At 67.2% G+C, this 22,131-nt stretch carries 21 protein-coding genes and 2 tRNA genes; 15 read left to right on the top strand and 8 right to left on the bottom strand.

The genetic code is table 11. From position 1 onward, the window contains the following. Window positions 1-22: 22 nt before the first annotated feature. Genes yidC through rpmH form a run of 4 tightly spaced genes read right to left on the bottom strand, consistent with a single transcriptional unit; the run spans window position 23 to window position 2,015 of the window. Window positions 23-1,123, bottom strand: coding sequence for a membrane protein insertase YidC (gene yidC / locus L324_RS16790; RefSeq protein ID WP_037308683.1), 1,101 nt, complete (start codon window positions 1,121-1,123; stop codon window positions 23-25). 4 nt (window positions 1,124-1,127) lie between these two features. Further along, window positions 1,128-1,433 carry a membrane protein insertion efficiency factor YidD gene (gene yidD, locus L324_RS16795; RefSeq protein ID WP_016338357.1) on the bottom strand — a complete coding sequence of 102 codons (306 nt, stop codon included), beginning with the start codon at window positions 1,431-1,433 and terminating at the stop codon, window positions 1,128-1,130. Between the two features lie 4 nt (window positions 1,434-1,437). Then, window positions 1,438-1,848: a ribonuclease P protein component gene (rnpA, locus tag L324_RS16800; protein WP_037308686.1), complete on the bottom strand. Its 411-nt coding sequence runs from the start codon at window positions 1,846-1,848 to the stop codon at window positions 1,438-1,440. A 23-nt stretch (window positions 1,849-1,871) separates the two neighbouring features. Beyond that, entirely contained in the window at window positions 1,872-2,015 is a 144-nt protein-coding gene (rpmH, locus tag L324_RS16805) for a 50S ribosomal protein L34 (RefSeq protein WP_005154511.1), read from the bottom strand. A gap of 607 nt (window positions 2,016-2,622) precedes the next feature. Here rpmH and dnaA point away from each other — a divergent pair. The 14 genes from dnaA (at window position 2,623) to L324_RS16875 (ending at window position 17,519) form a co-directional block, all read left to right on the top strand. Next, entirely contained in the window at window positions 2,623-4,242 is a 1,620-nt protein-coding gene (gene dnaA / locus L324_RS16810; protein ID WP_037308691.1) for a chromosomal replication initiator protein DnaA, read from the top strand. Between the two features lie 923 nt (window positions 4,243-5,165). Then, window positions 5,166-6,299, top strand: a complete 1,134-nt coding sequence (gene dnaN, locus L324_RS16815) for a DNA polymerase III subunit beta (RefSeq protein ID WP_020632653.1) — start codon at window positions 5,166-5,168, stop codon at window positions 6,297-6,299. A gap of 39 nt (window positions 6,300-6,338) precedes the next feature. Then, the gene (gene gnd, locus L324_RS16820) at window positions 6,339-7,226 is read left to right on the top strand and encodes a phosphogluconate dehydrogenase (NAD(+)-dependent, decarboxylating) (protein ID WP_037308696.1); all 888 of its coding nucleotides are present in this window, start codon (window positions 6,339-6,341) and stop codon (window positions 7,224-7,226) included. A 26-nt stretch (window positions 7,227-7,252) separates the two neighbouring features. Next, the gene (recF, locus tag L324_RS16825) at window positions 7,253-8,407 is read left to right on the top strand and encodes a DNA replication/repair protein RecF (RefSeq protein WP_037308698.1); all 1,155 of its coding nucleotides are present in this window, start codon (window positions 7,253-7,255) and stop codon (window positions 8,405-8,407) included. Between the two features lie 275 nt (window positions 8,408-8,682). Then, the gene (locus L324_RS16830) at window positions 8,683-9,174 is read left to right on the top strand and encodes a DciA family protein (RefSeq protein WP_037308990.1); all 492 of its coding nucleotides are present in this window, start codon (window positions 8,683-8,685) and stop codon (window positions 9,172-9,174) included. A gap of 205 nt (window positions 9,175-9,379) precedes the next feature. Further along, window positions 9,380-11,347: a DNA topoisomerase (ATP-hydrolyzing) subunit B gene (gene gyrB, locus L324_RS16835; RefSeq protein WP_037308701.1), complete on the top strand. Its 1,968-nt coding sequence runs from the start codon at window positions 9,380-9,382 to the stop codon at window positions 11,345-11,347. 51 nt (window positions 11,348-11,398) lie between these two features. Further along, complete coding sequence (gene gyrA / locus L324_RS16840; RefSeq protein ID WP_037308704.1) at window positions 11,399-13,921, top strand: DNA gyrase subunit A; 2,523 nt, start codon at window positions 11,399-11,401, stop codon at window positions 13,919-13,921. A 37-nt stretch (window positions 13,922-13,958) separates the two neighbouring features. Beyond that, complete coding sequence (locus L324_RS16845; RefSeq protein WP_037308707.1) at window positions 13,959-14,648, top strand: DUF3566 domain-containing protein; 690 nt, start codon at window positions 13,959-13,961, stop codon at window positions 14,646-14,648. Window positions 14,649-14,695: 47 nt separating this feature from the next. Beyond that, window positions 14,696-14,769, top strand: a tRNA-Ile gene (locus tag L324_RS16850). A gap of 305 nt (window positions 14,770-15,074) precedes the next feature. Continuing rightward, entirely contained in the window at window positions 15,075-15,263 is a 189-nt protein-coding gene (locus L324_RS16855) for a DLW-39 family protein (protein ID WP_037308710.1), read from the top strand. 36 nt (window positions 15,264-15,299) lie between these two features. Next, window positions 15,300-15,372 (top strand) — tRNA-Ala (locus L324_RS16860). A gap of 125 nt (window positions 15,373-15,497) precedes the next feature. After that, the gene (locus L324_RS16865) at window positions 15,498-15,899 is read left to right on the top strand and encodes a hypothetical protein (RefSeq protein WP_081736367.1); all 402 of its coding nucleotides are present in this window, start codon (window positions 15,498-15,500) and stop codon (window positions 15,897-15,899) included. Between the two features lie 4 nt (window positions 15,900-15,903). Beyond that, window positions 15,904-16,950 carry a hypothetical protein gene (locus tag L324_RS16870; RefSeq protein WP_037308714.1) on the top strand — a complete coding sequence of 349 codons (1,047 nt, stop codon included), beginning with the start codon at window positions 15,904-15,906 and terminating at the stop codon, window positions 16,948-16,950. Between the two features lie 53 nt (window positions 16,951-17,003). Next, window positions 17,004-17,519 carry a YbaB/EbfC family nucleoid-associated protein gene (locus L324_RS16875; protein ID WP_235783554.1) on the top strand — a complete coding sequence of 172 codons (516 nt, stop codon included), beginning with the start codon at window positions 17,004-17,006 and terminating at the stop codon, window positions 17,517-17,519. On the opposite strand, the gene L324_RS16880 is transcribed toward L324_RS16875, so the two are convergent. Together L324_RS16880 and L324_RS16885 are read right to left on the bottom strand one after the other, a co-directional pair. After that, a complete protein-coding gene (locus L324_RS16880) occupies window positions 17,520-18,371 on the bottom strand; it encodes an ADP-ribosylglycohydrolase family protein (RefSeq protein WP_037308717.1) in 852 nt (283 codons plus the stop codon). A 9-nt stretch (window positions 18,372-18,380) separates the two neighbouring features. Beyond that, on the bottom strand, window positions 18,381-19,385 hold the full coding sequence (locus tag L324_RS16885; protein ID WP_037308720.1) for an AraC family transcriptional regulator: 1,005 nt from the start codon (window positions 19,383-19,385) through the stop codon (window positions 18,381-18,383). A gap of 114 nt (window positions 19,386-19,499) precedes the next feature. Here L324_RS16885 and L324_RS43595 point away from each other — a divergent pair, with 114 nt between their 5' ends. Then, window positions 19,500-19,739 (top strand): hypothetical protein, encoded by a 240-nt coding sequence (locus L324_RS43595; protein WP_037308723.1) that lies wholly within the window; start codon window positions 19,500-19,502, stop codon window positions 19,737-19,739. Between the two features lie 376 nt (window positions 19,740-20,115). On the opposite strand, the gene L324_RS16895 is transcribed toward L324_RS43595, so the two are convergent. Both L324_RS16895 and L324_RS16900 read right to left on the bottom strand, forming a co-directional pair. After that, on the bottom strand, window positions 20,116-21,393 hold the full coding sequence (locus L324_RS16895) for a M14 family metallopeptidase (protein WP_037308728.1): 1,278 nt from the start codon (window positions 21,391-21,393) through the stop codon (window positions 20,116-20,118). A gap of 94 nt (window positions 21,394-21,487) precedes the next feature. Beyond that, window positions 21,488-22,129 (bottom strand): pyridoxine/pyridoxamine 5'-phosphate oxidase, encoded by a 642-nt coding sequence (locus tag L324_RS16900; protein WP_037308731.1) that lies wholly within the window; start codon window positions 22,127-22,129, stop codon window positions 21,488-21,490. Window positions 22,130-22,131: the final 2 nt, after the last annotated feature.

A 22,131-nucleotide genomic window follows, 5' to 3' on the forward strand; every position in this document is an offset into this window, starting at 1 on the left:
TCCTCTCCAGCCCGGATCAGCGTCAGCGACGCTTCCGGCCCGATTTCTTAGTCGAGTCCGAGATGAGACCGGGCACGTCGGCACCGTTCTCCTTCGAGCCGTTCGCCGACGGCTCGGCTGTCGCGTCCTTGTCCTTCTTCTCCGCGGGAGAAGCGGTCTGGGCGAAGCCGTGGGGCGAGCCGGCCTTCTTGACCTGACCACCGCCCGCGACGGGCTTGTTCCGCTTCTGCTGGACCGGCTTCTGGCCGGGGCGGGGCGCGGTCGGCTTCTGGCCGGGCTTCGGGCCGAGGTTCGCGCGCTTCTCCTTCTCGGCTTCCTTGCGGGCCTCTTCTTCCTTGTCGATCTTCGTGTAGACGAGGCGCTGCTGCATCAGGGTCCAGCCGTTGTTGGCGAGCCAGTAGAAGAGCAGACCGATCGGGAACAGCGCACCGAAGACGAGGACACCGAGCGGGAAGATGTACATCGTCAGCTTGTTCATCATCGCGGTCTGCGGCGTGGCCGACTCGGGGTTCTGACGCTGGACCGAGTGACGCGCGGTGAGGTGCGTGGCGATGCTGGCGACGATCATCAGCGGGATCGCGACGGGGGCGACGTGCCAGTGGAAGCCGGCGGCCGTGTTGCCACCGCTGACCATGTCGACACCGGTGTAGATGGCCTCACCGAGGTTGGTGCCGAACAGCTTCGCGTTGACGTACGACTCGACACCGGCCTGGTCGAAGAAGTAGTTCTCGGTCTTCGGTCCGCCGTACGGGTTGATGGTGAACATCCGCAGGACGTGGTTCAGACCGATGAAGACCGGGATCTGAAGCAGCATCGGCAGGCAGCTGCCCAGCGGGTTGACGCCGTGCTCCTTCTGCAGCTTCTGCATCTCCATCGCCTGGCGCTGCCGGTCGTTGGAGTACTTCTTCTGGATCTTCTTCATTTCCGGCGCGAAGTCCTGCATCTTCTTCATCGACCGGACCTGGTTCACGAACGGCTTGAACATGATGCCGCGGACCGTGAACGTCAGGAAGATGATCGCCAGGACCCAGGAGACCGCGTTCGCCTCACCGAACACGAGCCCGAAGACCTTGTGCCAACACCACAAGATGAAGGACACGGGGTAGTAGATGAAGTCGAGCACTGAGCTACTCCTCGATCGGTGTTTCAGGTCGGCGATGGCGCCACGAGAACGTCTCGGGTACCGGGTCGCGGCCGGGCATGGTCCACGGGCCACAGCGCAGCAGACGCCGGACCGCGAGATAAGTGCCGCGGCCGGCGCCGTGCCGGGTCAGTGCCTCGACGGCGTACGCGCTACAGCTCGGGTAGAACCGGCACGCCGGAGGAAGGAAGGGGGAGATCGCCTTGCGGTACAGCTTGATGGGCAGGAGCAGCACCCATGCCACCGGGCCGGGCCGGGCGTCTTCGGTGGTCTCGTTCTCGGTGGCTCGCATGCCGTTACACCGCTGATCCGTTGTCGGGTGGTCGCGTCTGACGGGACTTCCCGAGGACGGCGGATGGCCCGGACAGCCCGAGGCGCCGCAACGACGCGTCGAGGTCCGAACCGAGTTCCGCGCTGGACGCGTCCGCGGCCGGAGGTAGTGCCCGTACCACCAACGAGCTTCCCGGCGGCAGTGTTCCGATCCTGGCGGAAACGAGATGCCTCAACCGGCGGGTGACCCGGTGGCGGACCACCGAGTTGCCCACGGCCTTGCTCACCACAAAACCCGCCCGCGCCGCTTCGGCGGCATCGGGCGGGTCCGTGGTCAACGCATGGACGACGAGGCGGCGCCTGCCTGCCTTGGCCCCACGCCGCATCACGGCACGGAAATCCTCACTGCGCCGCAAACGCGCGGCGGCCGGCAGCACGACGTCCCTCGACGGCGGCCGGATCAGGCGGACAGTGCGCCGCGGCCCTTGCGACGGCGAGCCGCCAGGATCGCCCGGCCGGCGCGGGTCCGCATCCGCAGCCGGAACCCGTGGACCCGGGCGCGTCGGCGGTTGTTCGGCTGGAAGGTGCGCTTACCCTTGCTCACGACTAACTTCTCCTGTTTCTCGGCCGCCGGGAACGGTTCGACCCGTTCCTGGCGTGTCGTGCTGACGCACGGCAGTCTCTGGTGTCTCCTACCAACGTGTGGCCTCGTCACGTCGAGCGACGACAACGTGGGCACGCGAAACGCCCCCGCTGTATACGGGAGACCTTACGAGGGTACGCACCCACCGCCCGGGCCCGGCAAGCACCCCCTCGACCACGGACCGCGACCGGCCGTGGAGAGTGATCGCCGACGACGTGAAGGCACCGAATGGCAACACGCCGTACACCGTGAAATGCTTGCGCGCGAGGATGCCTTGTGGCAACGAGCGGGGCTTGTTAGCGTGCCCCTCCCGGGTTTTCGCCGAGGTGGAACGGTGCAGGCGCCCGGGTGTCCTTGGGATGTGGAGGCGTCCCGCCGACATTACGTCGATCCCCGCAGGTGACGTCGCCGCGGGCCGCCGTACATTAGTGCACAGCTGTGGACAACTATGTGGATATTTGCTGTGCGCATGAGCTGATCGGGCCACGATGACGCTCGATGGAGTGTTTCCGGGCGTTCGCTGAGTGATCTCGCCGCACGCACCGATGAGGGGAGGGGAGTCAGGCAGGTGTCCGATCACCAGCACAATCTTGGCGTCATCTGGGAACAGGTCGTGCGCGAACTGTCCGATGGCACCCTCTCCCCGCAGCAGCGCGCCTGGATGCGGGTGACCCGGCCGATCGGCCTCCTCGACGGCACCGCCTTGCTCGCCGCTCCCAGTGATTTCGCCAAGGAAGCGATCGAACGCGCCCTCCGCGGCGCGATCACCGAAGCCCTTTCGCGACGGCTCGGCCGCGTGGTCTCCCTCGCGGTGAAGGTCGACAGCACCGAGACGCCCCCTCCGGCGGCCGGTCCCCGCTATGACCCGTCACCCGGCCGGGTGGAAAACGGCAACGGGCCGGTACCGGGTCCCCCTCCGCTGCCCGACGGTGACGGCATGCTGTCCCCGAACCGCCCGCGGCCCGAGCCTCCGAAGCCGAGGCCGCCGAGGCAGCAGCCGGTCGACAACAGCCTCAACGATGGCGATGACAGCGATGAAGAAGTCGACGAAGAGGGCGAGGCCCTCGCCGCCGTGACCGAGATCTGGCCGACGTTCTCCGGCCAGCCGATCGCGGGGCAGCCCTACACCGCGCCGGCGCAGCCGCAGACGTCGAAGACGAAGCTGAACGAGAAGTACACGTTCGACACCTTTGTCATCGGTGCGTCGAACCGCTTCGCGCACGCCGCCGCCGTCGCGGTCGCCGAAGCACCGGCGCGCGCGTACAACCCGCTCTTCATCTGGGGAGAGTCCGGACTCGGGAAGACCCACCTGCTGCACGCCGTCGGGCACTACGCCCAGCGGCTGTTCCCCGGCATGCGCGTGCGGTACGTGTCGACCGAAGAGTTCACGAACGACTTCATCAACTCGCTGCGCGACGACCGGAAGGTCGCGTTCCAGCGCCGCTACCGTGACATCGACATCCTGCTCGTCGACGACATCCAGTTCCTGGAGGGCAAGGAAGGTACGCAGGAAGAGTTCTTCCACACCTTCAACACCCTCCACAACGCGAACAAGCAGATCGTCGTCTCCTCCGACCGTCCGCCGAAGCGCCTCGAAACGCTGGAAGACCGGCTGCGCACGCGGTTCGAGTGGGGCCTCATCACCGACATCCAGCCGCCCGAGCTCGAAACGCGTATCGCGATCCTTCGCAAGAAGGCCGCTCAGGACAGGCTCGCGGTTCCCGGCGAGGTCCTGGAGTTCATCGCTTCGCGCGTCGAGGCGAACATCCGGGAACTCGAAGGCGCGCTCATCCGCGTCACCGCCTTCGCCTCGCTGAACCAGCAACCGGTCGACGTCGCCCTCGCCGAGATCGTGCTCCGGGACCTCATCCCGGATTCGCACGCGCCGGAGATCACCGCGCCGACCATCATGGGCGTCACTTCCGAGTTCTTCGACGTGACGCTCGACGACCTCTGCGGCCCGGGCAAGACCAAGGCGCTCGCGACGGCGCGGCAGATCGCGATGTACCTCTGCCGTGAACTGACCGACATGTCGCTGCCGAAGATCGGGCAGACCTTCGGCGGCCGCGACCATACGACGGTCATGCACGCGGACAAGAAGATCCGCAAGGAAATGGCCGAACGACGGCGTATCTACGACCAGGTCCAGGAGCTGACCTCCCGGATCAAACAGCGCGCCCGGCAGTAATCCCTTAGCACACAAGGACTTCAGGGGCTCTCACCGTCCAGGTGGGAGCCCCTTCTTCATGCCCGCTTCCCGCTCATACGGCCGTCCACATAGGCCAGAGACGCGTGTAGAGCCGCGAAGGCTGGGTACCTGAACGGTATGGCGTACGCACGCGAAGGAGGCGAAGCGCACGTACGCGCCCTTCGCGATTTCCCTTGTGCACAAAGGGAATCCACATGCTGTGGGTATCTTGTGCACAACTCCGGCGGCGGGGAGACCAGCGGCGATCGGGTTTCCGTCCACATCGCACTCACAGGCGATCCACAGCATTTCCACACCAAGATCCACACGCTGTCCCCAGGTTGCCCACATCTTGTGCACAAGGGTGAACGGGGTCGTCCGGGTCACTCTCCCGAGCGATTCCGGTCACGAACGGCGCCCACAACCCTGGGTACAAACCGCCCCACAACTGGGGATAACCGTGGGGACAACTGTGGATGACTGTGGACAGATCGAGCGCCGCCCGAAACCATCCACCGACGGCTCGAGCTGTCCACCGTCCGTACACACCCTGGGTCCACACCCTCCGAGCCGCCCGGACCTGCGCGAACGAGCCTTGTCCACACAATCCACAACCCCTATTACTACTGCTGTTCTTAGTTCTTCTTAAGAAGGGAATAAAACAAAAACAGGCGAAGAGCGGATCTGGGGACAGACTCCGAACCGTGTCGTCTTGTCGACAAAAGCAAGGGGAGGCCGAGGTGACGTGGACCCCGGGGACGGCCTAACGTGGGTCCCTGCACCTGGTCTGCGTGTCGACGTGCGTTCGCGTCCTCGCCTGGACCGAACACACCTGCGAGGCACCTGGCCATCGCGCTCTCCGGCCGCGGTGACCCGTTGAGCTTTCGAGCCGTCAGGGGCTCGGTTGTCGAAAGGAAGCGCGCATGAAGATCCGCGTCGAGCGTGACGGGCTGGCCGACGCCGTCGCGTGGGTGGCGAGAAGCCTCCCGTCGCGGCCTCCGGTCCCGGTTCTGGGCGGTGTCCTGCTCGATGCGGGATCCGACGGGACGAGTGACGCCCTCACCGTCTCCGGATTCGACTACGAGGTCTCCGCCACGGTCGGTGTTCCGGCCACGATCGCCGACGGCGGCCGCCTCCTGGTCTCCGGCCGTCTGCTGGCCGACATCACCAAGTCGCTGCCCGCGCAGCCGGTCGAGATCTCCGTCGACGGCGCCCGCGCGACCATCACCTGCGGCTCCGCGCGCTTCTCCCTGCCGACCATGCCGGTCGAGGACTACCCGCAGCTCCCGTCCCAGCCCGCCTTCGCCGGCGAACTCACCGGCGACGCCTTCGGCCAGGCCGTCACCCAGGTCGTCGTCGCCGCGGGCAAGGACGACACGCTCCCGATGCTGACCGGGATGCGGCTGGAGATCTCCGGCTCTTCGCTGACCCTGGTCGCCACCGACCGTTTCCGGCTCGCGATGCGCGAGTTCACCTGGGAGCCCGCCGAGGGCCTGTCCGACGCCGCGGTGCTCGTCCCGGCGCGCACGCTCGCCGAGGCCGCGAAGACGCTCGGTGCCAGCGGCGCGAAGATCCGTCTCGCGCTCGCCAGCGGTGAGGGTCTCCTCGGTCTTTCCGGTTCCGGCCGCTACACCACGACCCGGCTCCTCGACGCGGAGTTCCCGCCGTACCGGCAGCTGCTGCCCGCGCAGCACACCTCGCGCGCGGTCATCGAGGTCTCCGCGCTCGCCGAGTCGATCAAGCGGGTTTCGCTGGTCGCCGAGCGGGGCACCCAGGTGCGGCTGGAGTTCAACGACGGTTCGCTGCGGCTCTCCGCCGGTGGCGACGACGAGGGTTCGGCCGAAGAAGAGCTTCAGGTCGACTACGAGGGTGAGCCGGTGACCATCGCGTTCAACCCGGGTTACCTCGTCGACGGGCTCGGCGCGCTGAACGCGAATCGCGCGGAGCTCACCTTCACCACGCCGAATCGGCCGGCGCTGATCAAGCCCGCCGATGAAGAGGGCAACGTCGTCCCCGGCTACCTGTACCTCCTGATGCCGGTCCGCCTCCCGGGCTGACCGGCCGTCACTTTCTGTCTCGCACCAAAGGGGATCTTCATGGCTCAGCTGGGACTCATCGGCCTCGGCAAGATGGGGTTCAACATGCGTGAGCGGCTGCGCGGCGCCGGTCACGAAGTGGTCGGTTACGACCGCAACCCGGACGTCACCGACTCCTCGTCGCTCGAGGATATGGTGTCCAAACTGGACGGTCCGCGGATCGTCTGGATCATGGTGCCCGCCGGTGAACCCACCCGGCAGACCGTCGCCGAGCTCAGCAACCTGTTGTCCGAGGGCGACCTCGTGATCGACGGCGGCAACTCGAAGTACACCGACGACCGCATCAACGCCGACCTGCTCGCGACGAAGAACATCGGTTACCTCGACTGCGGGGTCTCCGGTGGCGTGTGGGGCAAGGACAACGGCTACGGCCTGATGGTCGGTGGCGCGGCTTCGGACGTCGAGAAGGCCATGCCGATCTTCGACGCGCTTCGCCCCGAGGGTCCGCGCGAAGAGGGCTTCTCGCACGCCGGCGCCGTCGGCTCCGGTCACTACGCGAAGATGATCCACAACGGCATCGAGTACGGCATGATGCAGGCCTTCGCCGAAGGCTTCGAGCTGCTCGAAGCCGCGAAGGTCGTCGAGAACGTGCCCGCGGTGATCAAGGGCTGGCAGCGGGGGACCGTCGTCCGCTCGTGGCTGCTCGACCTGCTCGTCCGCGCGCTCGACGAGGACCCGGAGCTGGACGACCTCGAGGGCTACGTCGAGGATTCCGGTGAAGGCCGGTGGACGCTGGAAGAGGCGATCAACAACGCGGTCCCGGCGCCGGTCATCTCGGCCGCGCTCTTCGCGCGGTTCGCTTCCCGCCAGGAGGACTCCGCCGCGATGCGGGCCGTCGCCGCGCTGCGCAACCAGTTCGGCGGGCACGCCGTGAAAAAGGTCCAGTGACGACGGCCGGCCACTAGGCAGACGGGTTGTACCTAAGACATCTCCAGGTCACCGACTTCCGGTCCTGGCCACAAGCCGATCTCGCGCTCGAACCCGGCCCGACCGTCCTCGTCGGACAGAACGGCCGCGGCAAGACGAACCTCCTCGAGGCGATCGGCTACATCGCGACACTGGGCTCGCATCGCGTCGCGACCGACGCGCCTTTGGTGCGGCACGGGTGCGAACGCGCGCTGATCAGGGTCGCGGTGGTCAACGACGATCGCGAGCTGACGGTCGAACTGGAGATCACCCCCGGCAAGGCGAACCGCGCGCGGATCAACCGCGGCGCGGTCGGCAAGCCGCGTGACGTACTGGGCATCCTGCGTACGGTGCTGTTCTCCCCGGAGGATCTGGCACTCGTACGCGGGGATCCCGGTGAGCGCCGTCGGTTCATGGACGAACTCCTCGTGCTGCGCGCGCCCCGGTACGCCGGGGTCCGCGCCGACTACGAGAAGGTCCTGAAGCAGCGGAACGCCCTGCTCAAGACGGCGGGCAAGCGGCGCACGGGGCGCGAAGACCCGTACGCGTTGTCGACGCTCGACGTCTGGGACGACCACCTGTCGGTGGCGGGGGCCGCGTTGCTGGCCGCCCGGCTGAACCTCATCGCGGACCTCGCGCCGTACGCGGCCGCCGCGTACATGGGGGTCGCTCCCGACTCACGACCGGCGAAGATCGCGTACAGGTCCAGCCTGGGCGAAGCGATGCCGGAGGGCTATGGCGTTCCGGACGGGCCTCGCGCGGACGAAGCGGTCCTCAAGGAAGTGCTGGTCGAAGCGCTGGGCCGGTCCCGGAACCTGGAGCTGGAGCGCGGGGTGAGCATGGTCGGCCCGCACCGGGACGAGCTGGACCTCGTCCTCGGCGAAGCACCGGCCAAGGGGTACGCGAGCCATGGGGAGTCCTGGTCGTTCGCCCTCGCACTGCGTCTGGGAAGCTACGAGCTCCTGCGTGGCGAGGCCGGGGAACCGGTGCTTCTCCTGGATGATGTGTTCGCCGAGCTGGACCGGCGTCGCCGGGCCCGGCTGGCGGAGGTGGCGGCAGGCGCCGAGCAGGTGCTGGTGACCGCCGCCGTGGACGAGGACGTACCCGCCGAACTGGCCGGGCACCGGTTCCTCGTGGCAGATGGTGAGATCAACCGAGGGTGACCGGCGTGAAGCGGACACCCCGGGTGATCGGCGCCACAGCAGTTGCCCACCGATCTGGGGACAAACCTGTGGACAGTGTGGATAACACCGTGAACGCGTTATCGCCCCGCGTGACCAAGGGGCCGGAAAAGCGGCTTGACACCCCCCGCACGGGCGGTAGCCCGAGTGAGGGAGGCCTGTTCGACACGCAGCGTGAACAGCCCCCGGTATCGAACGGCCTAACCGATACCGAAGGCAAGGAGTCGACTACCGGACGTGACCTCGCGCATGCCGCGCTGGAGGCCGCGAAGGCCAAAGCGAAGGCGCGCGGAGTTGAACCAGGCGTGCGCCGCGGCCGTATCACCGGAGGAGGGGCCGGGGCGAACGGGCAGAGCCCGCGACGTCGTCGCTGGTCAGGGCCGGGTGCCGACACACGCGACCCGCAACCGCTCGGCAGGCTCGCCTCCCGGCTCGCGGTCGACCGCGGCTGGAACACGCGGCTGGCCAACGGTCAGGTCTTCGGCCACTGGGCACGACTGGTGGGTGACGAGGTCGCCGAGCACGCCCAGCCGGTGGCGTTGAAGGACGGCGAGCTGACCGTGCGCGCCAGCTCGACGGCGTGGGCGACGCAGCTGCGCCTGCTCCAGGGGCAGCTGCTGACGAAGATCGCGGCCGGCGTCGGGCACGGCGTGGTGAAGAGGATGCGGATCCAGGGACCGACGGCGCCGAGCTGGCGGAAAGGGCCGCGGCACGTCCCGGGACGTGGTCCGCGTGACACGTACGGCTGATCCGAGTTGCGCTTCGCGACAACTGTGCCACCAGCGCGCCGAGAACGCGCTCAGAGTGCTTCGCGAACGTCAAGACTCTTCTTCGAACGAATTAGCGCGCCTGTGAGCGAATCAGGGGTGTCCTTGCCGCATGCCAGCGGACGCGGCCAAGTACACTGGAGATGAGCGAGCGTCTGCTCGAGCGAGACGAGGAGAATCAACGCCTGTGACCGAGAACAAGAGCGAGTACAACGCGTCGTCGATCACGGTGCTCGAGGGGCTCGAAGCTGTCCGCAAGCGTCCCGGTATGTACATCGGTTCCACCGGTGAACGCGGCCTCCACCACCTCGTTCAAGAGGTCGTCGACAACTCCGTCGACGAGGCCATGGCGGGTCACGCCACCAAGGTCGAGGTCACCTTGCTGGCCGACGGCGGCGTCCGGGTCGTCGACGACGGCCGCGGTATCCCGGTCGACATGCACCCCAAGGAGAAGAAGCCGACCCTCGAGGTCGTGCTCACCGTGCTCCACGCGGGCGGCAAGTTCGACAGCGACTCCTACGCGGTGTCGGGCGGTCTGCACGGCGTCGGCGTCTCCGTGGTGAACGCGCTCTCGACCAAGCTCATCGCCGAGGTCAAATACGGCGGGCGCAGCTGGCGCCAGGTCTACACCGACCAGATCCCCGGCGAGCTGGAGGACCTCGGCCCGGCCGAGGACACCGGCACCACGATCACGTTCTGGGCCGACGGCGGCATCTTCGAGACCACGACGTACAACTTCGAGACGATCTCCCGTCGTCTGCAGGAGATGGCCTTCCTCAACAAGGGCCTGACCCTTTCGCTGCGCGACGAGCGCGTCGCCGACGAAGAGACCGAAGAGGACGCCTCCGGCCAGGCGGCGCGGGTCAAGGAGAAGACCTACTGCTACCCCGGCGGTCTCGAGGACTTCGTCAAGCACATCAACGGCAGCAAGGACCCGATCCACTCCTCGGTGATCTCCTTCGAGGCCAAGGGCACCGGCCTCGAGGTCGAGGTCGCCATGCAGTGGAACAACGGCTTCACGCCGTCGGTGTACACCTTCGCCAACACGATCAACACGCATGAGGGCGGCACGCACGAAGAGGGTTTCCGCGCCGCGCTCACCCGCGTCGTCAACGCGTACGCGCGCGAGAAGAAGCTGCTCAAGGAGAAGGACGCCAACCTGACCGGTGACGACGTGCGCGAGGGTCTCGCCGCGATCGTCTCGATCAAGCTGTCCGAACCGCAGTTCGAGGGCCAGACCAAGACCAAGCTGGGCAACAGCGAAGCGAAGACGTTCGTGCAGCAGACGTCGAACGAGTGGCTGGCCGACTGGTTCGAGCGCAACCCCGCCGAGTCGAAGACGATCATCAACAAGTCGATCTCCTCGGCGCACGCGCGGATGGCCGCCCGCAAGGCGCGCGACCTGGTCCGCCGCAAGGGCGCGCTGGAGATCGGCGGGCTGCCGGGCAAGCTCAAGGACTGCCGCTCGACCAACCCGTCGGAATGCGAGCTCTACATCGTCGAGGGTGACTCGGCCGGTGGTTCGGCCAAGGAAGGCCGCGACTCGATGTACCAGGCGATCCTGCCGATCCGGGGCAAGATCATCAACGTCGAGAAGGCCCGTATCGACCGCGTCCTCAAGAACACCGAGGTCCAGTCGCTGATCACCGCGCTCGGCACCGGTATCCACGACGAGTTCGACCTCGAAAAGCTGCGCTACCACAAGATCGTGCTGATGGCCGACGCCGACGTCGACGGCCAGCACATCACCACGCTGCTGCTCACCCTGCTGTTCCGGTTCATGACCCCGCTGATCGAGCACGGGCACGTGTTCCTCTCGCGGCCGCCGCTGTACAAGATCAAGTGGCCGCGGTCGGAGCCGGAGTACGCGTACTCCGACCGTGAGCGCGACGCCGTCATCCAGGCCGGTGTCGAGGCGGGCAAGCGCCTCCCCAAGGACGACGCGATCCAGCGCTACAAGGGTCTCGGCGAGATGAACGCCGAAGAGCTGTGGGAGACCACGATGGACCCGGCGAACCGGCTGCTCGGCCAGGTCACCCTGGACGACGCCGCGCAGGCCGACGACCTGTTCTCCGTACTGATGGGCGAGGACGTCGAAGCGCGCCGCTCCTTCATCACGCGCAACGCCAAGGACGTTCGCTTCCTCGACGTGTAGTCACGTCCCGTTTCTCTGTCCCATCAGGACTGCCCTCACGAGAAGGACCTCATGACGGAAACCTTGCCGCCGGCTCCGGACCACGACCGGATCGAACCGGTCGACATCCAGCAGGAGATGCAGCGCTCCTACATCGACTACGCGATGAGCGTCATCGTGTCGCGGGCGCTGCCGGACGTGCGAGACGGCCTCAAGCCGGTGCACCGCCGCGTGCTGTACTCGATGTTCGACTCCGGCTTCCGCCCCGACCGCGGGTACAACAAGTGCTCCCGCGTCGTCGGCGACGTGATGGGCAACTACCACCCGCACGGTGACTCCGCGATCTACGACGCGCTGGTCCGGCTCGCCCAGCCGTGGTCGCTGCGGTACCCGCTGATCGACGGCCAGGGCAACTTCGGCTCGCCGGGCAACGACCCCGCGGCCGCCATGCGGTACACCGAGTCCCGCCTCGCGCATCTCGCGATGCACATGCTGCAGGACATCGAAGAAGACACCGTCGACTTCTCCGACAACTACGACGGCCGCACCCAGGAACCCGACGTCCTGCCGTCGCGGTTCCCGAACCTGCTGGTCAACGGCGGTTCCGGGATCGCGGTCGGGATGGCGACGAACATCCCGCCGCACAACCTCCGCGAGGTCGCCGACGGCGTCAAATGGGCGCTGGAGAACTACGACGCGACCGACGACGAGCTGCTCGCCGCGCTGCTCGTCCGGATCAAGGGCCCGGACTTCCCGACCAAGGCGATGATCCTCGGCAACTCCGGCATCGAGGACGCCTACCGCACCGGCCGCGGTTCCGTGCGCATGCGCGCGGTCGTCGAGGTCGAGGAAGACGCCAAGGGCCGCACGATCCTGGTCGTCTCCGAACTGCCGTTCCAGGTCAACCCGGACAACCTGGTCGAGAACATCGCGAACCTGGTCCGCGACGGCAAGCTCACCGGCATCTCCGACATCGCCGACGAGTCCAACAGCCGCAGCGGGATGCGGATCGTCGTCACGATCAAACGTGACGCGGTCGCGAAGGTCGTGCTGAACAACCTGTTCAAGCACACCCAGCTCCAGCAGAACTTCGGTGTCAACATGCTGGCCCTGGTCGACGGCGTGCCCCGCACGCTGCGCCTGGACCAGATGATCCGGCACTACGTGAAGCACCAGATCGAGGTCATCGTCCGCCGGACCCGCTTCCGGCTGAAGAAGGCCGAGGAACGCGCCCACATCCTGCGCGGTCTGGTCAAGGCGCTGGACATGCTCGACGAGGTCATCGCCCTGATCCGGCGCTCGCCCTCGGCCGAAGAGGCCCGGCCCGCACTGATGAGCCTGCTCGACGTCGACGAGATCCAGGCGACCGCGATCCTCGACATGCAGCTCCGCCGTCTCGCGGCACTCGAGCGCCAGCGCATCGTCGACACCCTCGCCGAGATCGAACTCGAGATCGCCGACCTCAAGGACATCCTCGAGAAGCCCGAGCGGCAGCGCTCGATCATCGCCGAGGAACTGCAGGAGATCGTCGACAAGTACGGCGACGACCGGCGCACCAAGATCATCCCGTTCGACGGCGAGGTCTCGGTCGAGGACCTCATCGCGGTCGAGGACGTCGTCGTCACGATCACCCGCACGGGTTACGCCAAGCGAACGAAAACCGACCTGTACCGATCGCAGAAGCGTGGTGGCAAGGGCGTCCAGGGCGCGACCCTGAAACAGGACGACATCGTCCAGCACTTCTTCGTCTGCTCGACGCACGACTGGATCCTGTTCTTCACGAACAAGGGCCGTGTCTACCGGGCCAAGGCCTACGACCTGCCCGAGGCCAACCGCAACGCGCGCGGTCAGCACGTCGCGAACCTCCTCGCGTTCCAGCCGGACGAGAAGATCGCCCAGGTCATCGAGATCCCGAACTACGAGGTCGCCCCGTACCTCGTGCTCGCGACCCGGCGCGGCCTGGTGAAGAAGACCAAGCTCACCGACTTCGACTCCAACCGCGCCGGCGGCCTCATCGCGGTCAACCTCCGCGAAGGGGACGAGCTGGTCGGTGCCGTGCTCGCGGCCGCGGAAGACGACCTGCTCCTGGTGTCCGCGGAAGGCCAGTCCATCCGCTTCCACGCCACCGACGAGGCACTGCGCCCGATGGGCCGCGCGACGTCCGGTGTGCTGGGCATGCGGTTCAACGACGGCGACGAACTGCTCGGCATCAACGTCGTCCAGCCGGACAAGTTCCTCCTCGTCGCCACCGACGGCGGTTACGCCAAGCGCACGCCGACCGACGACTACCCGGTCCAAGGCCGCGGCGGCAAGGGTGTGCTCACCATTCAGTACGACCGGAAACGTGGCAGGCTGGTGGGTGCGGTCATCGTCGACGCCGAAGACGAGCTTTACGCGATCACTTCCAGCGGCGGGGTGATCCGGACTTCGGCCGGACAGGTGCGCAAGGCAGGCAGGCAGACGAAGGGAGTGCGACTGATGAATCTCGACGAAGGAACCACTCTTCTCGCGGTCGCACGCAACGCGGACGAGCCCTCAGACGTCGCCACTGCAGGTAGTACTGAAGGAGAAGAAACCCCGGCGTCGGAGCAATAGGCGACGCCCCCACGTACTGGGTAAGGACTGACACCTCGTGACACCATCCGAGAAGCCCGAAGCAGGCGGCGCGCAGGCGGGCTCGTCGAGCCCGCCCTGGCAGCGCGACAGCGGTGCGGGGGAGGCCGAAGGAGCCGGCGAGCAGACGGTCTCGGTGTCTTCGGTCGCCACCGAAGACGTGGCCTACTCGGAACCGAAGCAGGACGCGACCACCGTGACCGACTACCACGGGGTCAGCGGCACCGCCGCGAAGAGGCTCTTCGGCGACAGCGGAGAGGGCGACCAACCCGCCCCCTCCGCCATCCCGTCGGCCTCCCGCACCCGTGCCGCCCCCACCGCGCTCCGCCGCCCCGGCCGCGGACCGCGTCGCGCCAGCCTGCAGATCAAACGCTTCGACCCCTGGTCGGTGCTGAAACTGTCCCTCGTCCTCGGCGTCGCGCTGTTCTTCGTCTGGCTCGTCGCCGTCGGCGTCCTCTACACCGTCCTCGACGGCATGGGCGTCTGGGACAAACTCAACGGGACCTACTCGTCGCTCGTCGGCGGCGAAGGTGCCGACGCACCGGCGGACCCCTTGATCAGCGCGGGCCGCGTCTTCGGGATCGCGGCCATCCTCGGCGCCATCAACATCGTGCTGATCTCGGCACTCGCCACCGTCAGCGCCTTCATCTACAACGTCTCCGCGGACCTCGCCGGAGGCCTGGAAGTGACCCTTTCCGAACGAGAGTGACCCGGTTGCAGGGCGCCGAAAGGCGTCCTGTAATCTTCTCGTCGTTCGGGCCCATAGCTCAGGCGGTTAGAGCGCTTCGCTGATAACGAAGAGGTCCCAGGTTCAAGTCCTGGTGGGCCCACCCGATTGCCCGGTCTGTGTTCGCGGAAAACGCGAACACGGATCGGGTGTTTTTCGTTTTGGGGGTCGAACCCCCAAACCCCCGCCAGGGGAGGGCTTCGCCCCCCCTGGACCCCCCGGTCGGCTCGGGCCCTGGCGGGCCCATTGCCGTGGACCGGCGCCATCAGGGAGAGGTGAGGGGCGGCGCCGTGGGGATTTGGTTCCACGTGGAACGGAGCGGGGTCGTGGGGGTGGGGAAGTGGGGAGTGGCGTGCAGTAGCATCGGTGGGTAGGCGGAGCAACTCGGCGAAGAAGAGGGGGCTTCTGATGAAGAAGCTGTTGGCACTCGCGGTCATCGCGGGCGGCGTGCTGTTCGTGATCAAGCGCAACAAGGCAGCCAAGGCCGAGGCCGACCTGTGGCGGGAGGCCACCGCTCCCACCGAGCGTCCCCTGGGCGCCGTTTCCACGAACGGAAGCGCCCCGGCCAAGGCGGCGGACGCGTCCCGCAACAACTGATTCGGCGCGGGCGGTTATCATGATCGCCTGCGATCCGGGGCTGTAGCTCAATTGGTAGAGCACTGCCTTTGCAAGGCAGGGGTCAGGGGTTCGATTCCCCTCAGCTCCACGTAACCCGGGGCGAGTGTGTCGGCGGAAAACGCCGGCCCACTCGCCCCGTTTTGTTTCGGGGTGACGTTCGTCACCGGACGCGCATCGCGAAGTCGGACTCCCAGCCAAGTCAACGCTGCTTACATGGACTGGAATCCGGACAGCGAGGTGAACATGGTCAGTTTCGAAACCGACCTCGACGATCTCAGGTTGTCGAGCAAGGAACTGCAGAAGGCCGCGGACATAGTCAGTACCGCCCACACCGGTGTGCGAGGGCAGGACGTCCCCGCCCCCGACCCGGTCACCGGTGGCCTTCTCCCCGGGATTTTCGCGCCGGACACCGCGTTCGGGAAAAGCCTGGGCATGCGCGGGGTTTCGGCCGCCTACGAAGAACATCGCGCGGCCGTCGAGAAGATGCTCGCGAAGCTGCACCAAAGCACGCAGGACACTTCCCAGGCCCTGCTGAGGATCGCCGAACTGTACGAATCCGTGGACGAGGACAACAAGCAGCGAGTGAACCGCGCGGCGTACGGGGAACAGGGGTAGCGGCGTGGACGGGTACTTCAACGCACTGGACGCGGAGACCACCTCCGGAGGCCTCGTCAGGGACAACAGCAAGCTCCTCGACGGGATTACCGCCGACCTCACCAAGGGCGCCAACGACGCCTACGCGGCGGTGGATCTCCTTTTCCAGGACTGGCTCATGGGCAGCGACGTCGACCTCAGCGGCGGGCGGAAGGAGCAAGTCCGCGACTTCTTCCTGGAGTTCTCCGAGGCGGAACTCGTCGGCGAGAACAGCCTGCAGACCATGATCGAGGCTTACGAAAAATGCTGGAACTCCTTCCAGGACACGAAAGCTCCGCTCGACAGGTCCCTCGTCCTGCTGCTCAAGTGGCGCGGTGAAGGAGCCGAGACCGCCAAGAGCTACATCCAGGGTCTCGTGAACACCTACTCCCGCGTGGGCACCAAACTCACCGTGCTGGAGGCCGACATCGTGGCCGCGCGGGACGCCATCGCGACCGCGAGGGCCGACCTGAGCGCGCTCGCCTCGTCCTTCCTGACCGCCGCGGAAAAGTACCGGGACGACCAGGAACGGCAAGACGAATCCGCTTTGACGAAGGCGTTGGCGGCGGGTTTCGCCGGCGCTGTCGCGGCCTTGCTCGTGGCGGCCGTCCCGCCTGCCGGTGCCGCCCTCACCGCGGCGACCTTCTTCACCACCGCGAACGGCGTCCAGGTCGCCGGTGCCGCGGCCGGTGCCGGACTCTCCACATTGGTCTCGGAGAACGCGTCGATCATCGGCGACAGCCCGGAAACCATCTACAACAGCTTCCACGACGGCGTGGTCAACATCCGCGAAGGCATGTTCCGCGCCACGGAATCGCTGATCTCGAAGATCAACGTCGAGATCAACAACCTGCCGATCGTCCCCGAACCGCCGGACGTCAGCCCCGGCGAGACCTTCGATCCCGGCAACTTCGAAACCGAGAACACCGACAAGGGCACGGAAAAGCGGGTCCGGGAGAAGAACGTCGACATCTCCAACGACGGTCAGTTCGAGCAACCGCCGATGGAGTTGTCACCACTGCCGACCGATTGACACCCGGTGGGGTCTTCCGGTGCGGAGACCCCACCGTTCCAAGGAGTTTCAGCGTGGCCGAAAAACCGGCGCCCCAGAAGAAGCCGGCCAACGACCGGCAAGCGATGCTCGAAGCGCTGGCCGCTCTTTCGGTGGAAGCGTCCTCACCGGACGGTGCCGTCTCCGTGTCGGTCAACACCGACGGCGTGATGACACGGCTCAGGGTGAGCGACGCCGTTTCGCGGATGTCGCCCGCCGAGATCGCGGACGCCGTCATGCGGACTTATCAGGAAGCGCAGCAAGGATCCGCGAAACGCAGCGCGGAGCTGATGGCGCCGATCGGCAACGCCGGGTACATCACGGACAGGCTCCGCTGGCGGCTCGGGTTCACCCCTTCGTTCCAGCAGACCGGGGAAACCGTCGCGCCCGCTTCCCCGGTCTCGCGACGGCCGGCGGCGGGCGCCGAGAACGTCGTACTGCGGGACCGTTCGGGAGAACCGGCCGGGCCCGCCGAGGACGAGCAGGACGAACCGGCGGAATCCGACGACCAGTACTACGAGCAGGGTCTGCGGTACCGGCCTTCCTGGTAGTCAGCCGCGAAGCAGTCGTTCGTCCAGCTTCGCCAGATAGTCGCGGCCGAACTCGCCGTTTTCCAGATCCCGCCACAGCACCGGCGGCAGATCCGGGGCCACCTCGGGCGACCGCGACGCGGCGGCCAGCGCGATGGTGGCGGCGGTGTCGACGTCGCCGGTGAACGCGACGCAGCGGTGGAGCATCCGGGCGAGCCCTCCGCCGTCGGCGAGGACGGTCAGCGCGGCACGGACGCTCATCCAGCCCTGCGGCCCGATCTTGCCCGACCACGGCCGAGCCCAGCCGCCGTGCCCGACGTCCTCGGGAAGCACTCTGTCGATCCATCGCGCGACCTCGGCCAGCGGTCCGAGCCGGTGGTGGCAGTAGTGCACGGCCAGCGCGGCGGCCTGGGCGGCGGCGATCCCGGCCGGGGTGTCGTGCGTGATCCTGGCCTGCAGTTTCGCGTGATAGAGGACGTCGTCGACGGTCGGCAGGACGCCGATCGGCCCGGCGCGCATGGCCGCCCCGCTCTTGTCGCTCTGCGGCTGGAGCCGTCGTAGCAGTTCCTCGCCGTCCCGGACCTCGCTGAGCAGCTGATGGAAACGCGGTGCGTAGCCGTCGTGCGGATCGCGATGGTAGGCGAGGACGAACTGCTCGGCGAGCAGCAGCGGAGTCCAGCGGCGGCCGGAGACGAGCAATTCGGCGATGGCGATCGTCATCTGCGTGTCGTCGGTGTAGCGGCCTGCCGGGACGCCGAGCTGGCCGGGATGCGGCACGTATCCGGTGAGCGTGTTGTGTTCGGCGACGAAGCTCGGGTACGCGTGCTCGAAGGAGCCTCCGTACGCGTCGCCGATGGCCAGTTCGACCAGCATCGCACTCCTTCAGGCGGTGAGACGTGCCGTTTGCGAAGGGAGTTTGCCGTAGGTCTCGCGGTAAAAACCGGAAAACCGGCCGAGATGCGTGAAGCCCCAGCGCAAGGCGACGTCGGTGACGGTGCCCGCGGCGCGCCCCTGCGCGATCGCGAGCAGGTCCTGGTGGACGTGGTCGAGCCGGACGCGCCGCAGGTACTCCATCGGCGTCAGCCCGAGTTCGGTGCGGAAAGCCAGTTGCAGCGCGCGCACGCTGACCCGCGCGGCCATCGCCAGCTCGCCGATCGACACCGGTTCGGCGGCGTGTTCCTCGCAGTAGGTCATCGCGCGGCGGACCGCCGTCGACTTCGGCCGGGACGGTTCCGCGGCCAGGTCGTCGGACAGCGAATGCGGCTGGGTGTCGAGCAGGCCGTGCAGCAGCAGCTTTTCGAAATGCGCGGCGGCCAGCGGCGATCGGTCGAACAGGCCGGAGGCCGCGGTCTCGCTGAAGGTGTGGAGCAGGGTGATCCACTGGCCCATGCCCGACGCCTCGACGATCGCCGGATCGAAGCGCAGGGTCGACGTCGGCGCCTCGCCGCGCCGTTCCCGCATCGCGTCCGCCACCAGTTGCTTGCCGATCCGGAGCATCAGGATGTCGGGATGCTCGAATCCGGTCCGGAAGCGGGTCTCCGGTCCGGTGACGACGTGGCGTGACTGCACCTCTTCTTTGTTGATGAGGAACTGGCTACGGCCCGTCACGGTCACGACGACTGTGTAGGCGTCGGGGGTCTCTTCGCCGTGCAGGACGACGTCGGAGTCCAGCGTCATCTCGTAGACGGAGAGGCCGTTCGGGTCGATTCCGGGGACGCGCAGGCCGCTGAGCTGGGAGATGTCGAAGAACCCGGTGGGCGCCGGGGTGTGCAGCTTGACCGTGTCCGGGGCGAGGAACGCCTGGAAGGTGTCCTCGAGTTCGTCGAAATCGTCGCCGGTGACCACCGTCGACGCGATCGCTGAGCCTTCCGAGAACCGCTTGCGCACCTGTTGATTATCCAGAATTCAGCCATTCGGGGCACCGAAGAACAAAGTCGATCATGCTATTGGGTTCCCGTCGCCGGACTGCGGTGGGCCACCGGATGCCCAAACCGTGGAGTGATGGCGACCGACAAGCTGCGCGCGTGGTGGGCACATCGGCAGGGACTCGACGGATCGCTGCGCGGGACCGCGGCGGCGGAGGTGCTGGAACGGACCGGCTGGATGCGCTCGGTCGGCGGTTCGGCGCCCTTCCTCGGCCTGTTCGCCAGGGCCCGTCTCGATCGTGCGACGGTCGACGCGGACGTCGCCCGGCTCGCCATCCATGAACTGCGCGGGGTCCGCGGTGCGCGATCTCGGTGAGGCGGGCCGGAAACGCGGCACCACCACGACGTTGCCGCTCGCGCTCGGCCTGCTCCAGGTCTGCGGCGACATCCGCCGCGTGCCGGTCAACGGACGGCTGGACCAGCAGCGCTACGGCTATGTCCGCTGGACGCCGCGGATCCGCCGTGTCACCTCATCGTCGACCGAGGCCGCTTCGCCGGGCTGTGGGAGTTCGACACCGACACGAACAAGATCGTCTACAAGGTCTTCGGGGACGAGGACGCGGCGTTGCGCGAGACGATCGCGGAGACCGAGGAGTTCGTCCGCGACCGGCTGGGCGACGCCCGGAGCTTCAGCTTGGATTCGCCGAGGAGCCGGGCGTCGCGAGTGGCCGCTCTCAGGGCCTGACCGAGGGTCAGGCTCCTGCTTCGCTGATCAGGATGTCGACGGCCTTGTCGTTGCGGGCGGTCTGCTCCGGGATCACCGAAGCGGGTGGGTAGAAGCCGTCGATCCCGCCGTCCTTCGGGTACATCTCGAAGGTGTAGCTGAGGATCTTGTGCTTACCCCACGCCCAGTCGTTGACGTCGCCGTCGGTGACGTACAGGTCGCTGGACTGCTCGGGCGAGTAACCGTTGGTGGCGGCCATCTGCTTGCCGACGTCGGCGAACCTCTTCGCTTCGGCGTCGGTCATGCCCTCGGCGGTGTCGTCCTTCGTGTAGCCGAACGGCCAGAGCACCAGCTCCGAGAAGGTGTGGAAGTCGATGTGCGTCTTGATCTGCTGCGCGCCGCCGACCACGCGGGAGTCCACGAACGCCGCGACGGCCTTGGTCTCGGACTCGGAGAACGCCGACGGACCGTGGTAGTCCTCGGCGGACGGGCTGTTGCTCGATCCGCCGCAGCAGTTCCACTTGTAGTCCCAGTTGCGGTTCGGGTCGGTGCCGATGGCGCTGCTGCCCGGCACCGGCTTCCGCGTCTTGCGCCAGCCCTGGTACTCGCCGCCGGTGATGTCGTACTCGGAACCGTCCGGGTTGACGTTCGGGATCACGTAGATCTCGTGCTCGTCGACCATCTTCTTGATGGCGGGGTCGCTCGCGTACCCGCCGGTGAGGCGCTGCACGATGCGCAGGCACATCTCGGTGGTGAGGTGTTCGCGCGCGTGCTGGTTACAGGTGAAGAGGACTTCGGGCTCGTTCTCGTCCGTGCCCGCGTTGTCGCTGATCTTCACCAGGTTCAGCTCACGGCCTTCGTACGACTTGCCGACGCTGGAAAGCGTCGCGATGTCGCTGTGGTCCTTCGCGGCCTTCTGCAGCTCAGCGGTCGTTTCGGCGTAGGTGTGGTACGCCTCGTCGCCGGGCGGGAAGTCTCCGGCGACGGCGGCCGTGCCCGCCCGGCCGCTGCGTTGTTTCAGCATGCTGTCGAAGTCGCCGAGCGACTTGAGAGTGAACCCGTTCGCGCGCAGGCTCGCGGCCTGTTCGGGGGTGGCGACGACGGTCAGCGCGCCACCGCGCGAACCAGCGACGTCGACACCGGTGCGGGCGACGGCGGTGCGCTTGCCGGTGTCGTTCGCGCCTTCCACCGAATACAGCCCTCTCGCCGGGTCGCCGGTCTGGGCGTTCGCGACAGGCGTCGTGACGGCCAGCAGGGCGAGCCCTGTGGCGGCCAAGGCGCCCCGAATGCGACGGCGTGTGGACATTTCGCCTCCGAACGATCAGGGGACTAGGTGCCGTTCACCGTCGTCTAAGTGAATCGTCCACGACAACCCGACGATCGTCGTTCCCAGTTACCGTTTACGGCCAGAGACGTTCTTTGAGCCAGGTCCCGTTTTCGCGCCGATAGCGCAGCCGACGGTGCCGTCGATCGTGGGAGGCCTGCCAGAACTCCACTTCGGACGGCGTCACCAGGTAGCGGGTCCAGGTCTCCGGTGCCACGCCGGGATTCTCTTCGACCCAGTGGCGCGCTTCTTCGGCGGCGCGGTCGAGATCGGCCGGATCCTCGAGCACCTGCGACTGCCTGCCGACGAACGCCTCCACCCGGGACGCCGGCGGCCGCGCGGTGAAATCGGCCGCGGAGACCTCGGGCGCGGCAGGCGCGACAGGGCCGCGCAACCGGATCTGACGGCCTCGCCCCGGCCAGAAGAACGTCAGCGCGGCGTACGGATTTTTCGCCAGCTGCAGGCCTTTCGGGCTTTCGGAACTCGTCGCGACCGCCCACGTGTCGCCGTCGACGTCCTTGAGGATCACGACCCGCGCGTCCGGCACCCCATCGGCGTCCACTGTGGACAGAGTGACGGCGTGCGGCGCCAGCACGTGTTCCCCGGCTTCGTTAAGCCATTCCAGGAAAAGTTCGCGCGGGGTGCCGAGAGTGCTTTCGGGGTCGAATTCCGGCAGTTCCCGGGGAAACGACGGCCAGCCGCGCAACGCGTCGCCCACCG

This window comes from Amycolatopsis orientalis DSM 40040 = KCTC 9412, from assembly GCF_000478275.1.
Classification (GTDB): Bacteria; Actinomycetota; Actinomycetes; order Mycobacteriales; family Pseudonocardiaceae; genus Amycolatopsis; species Amycolatopsis orientalis.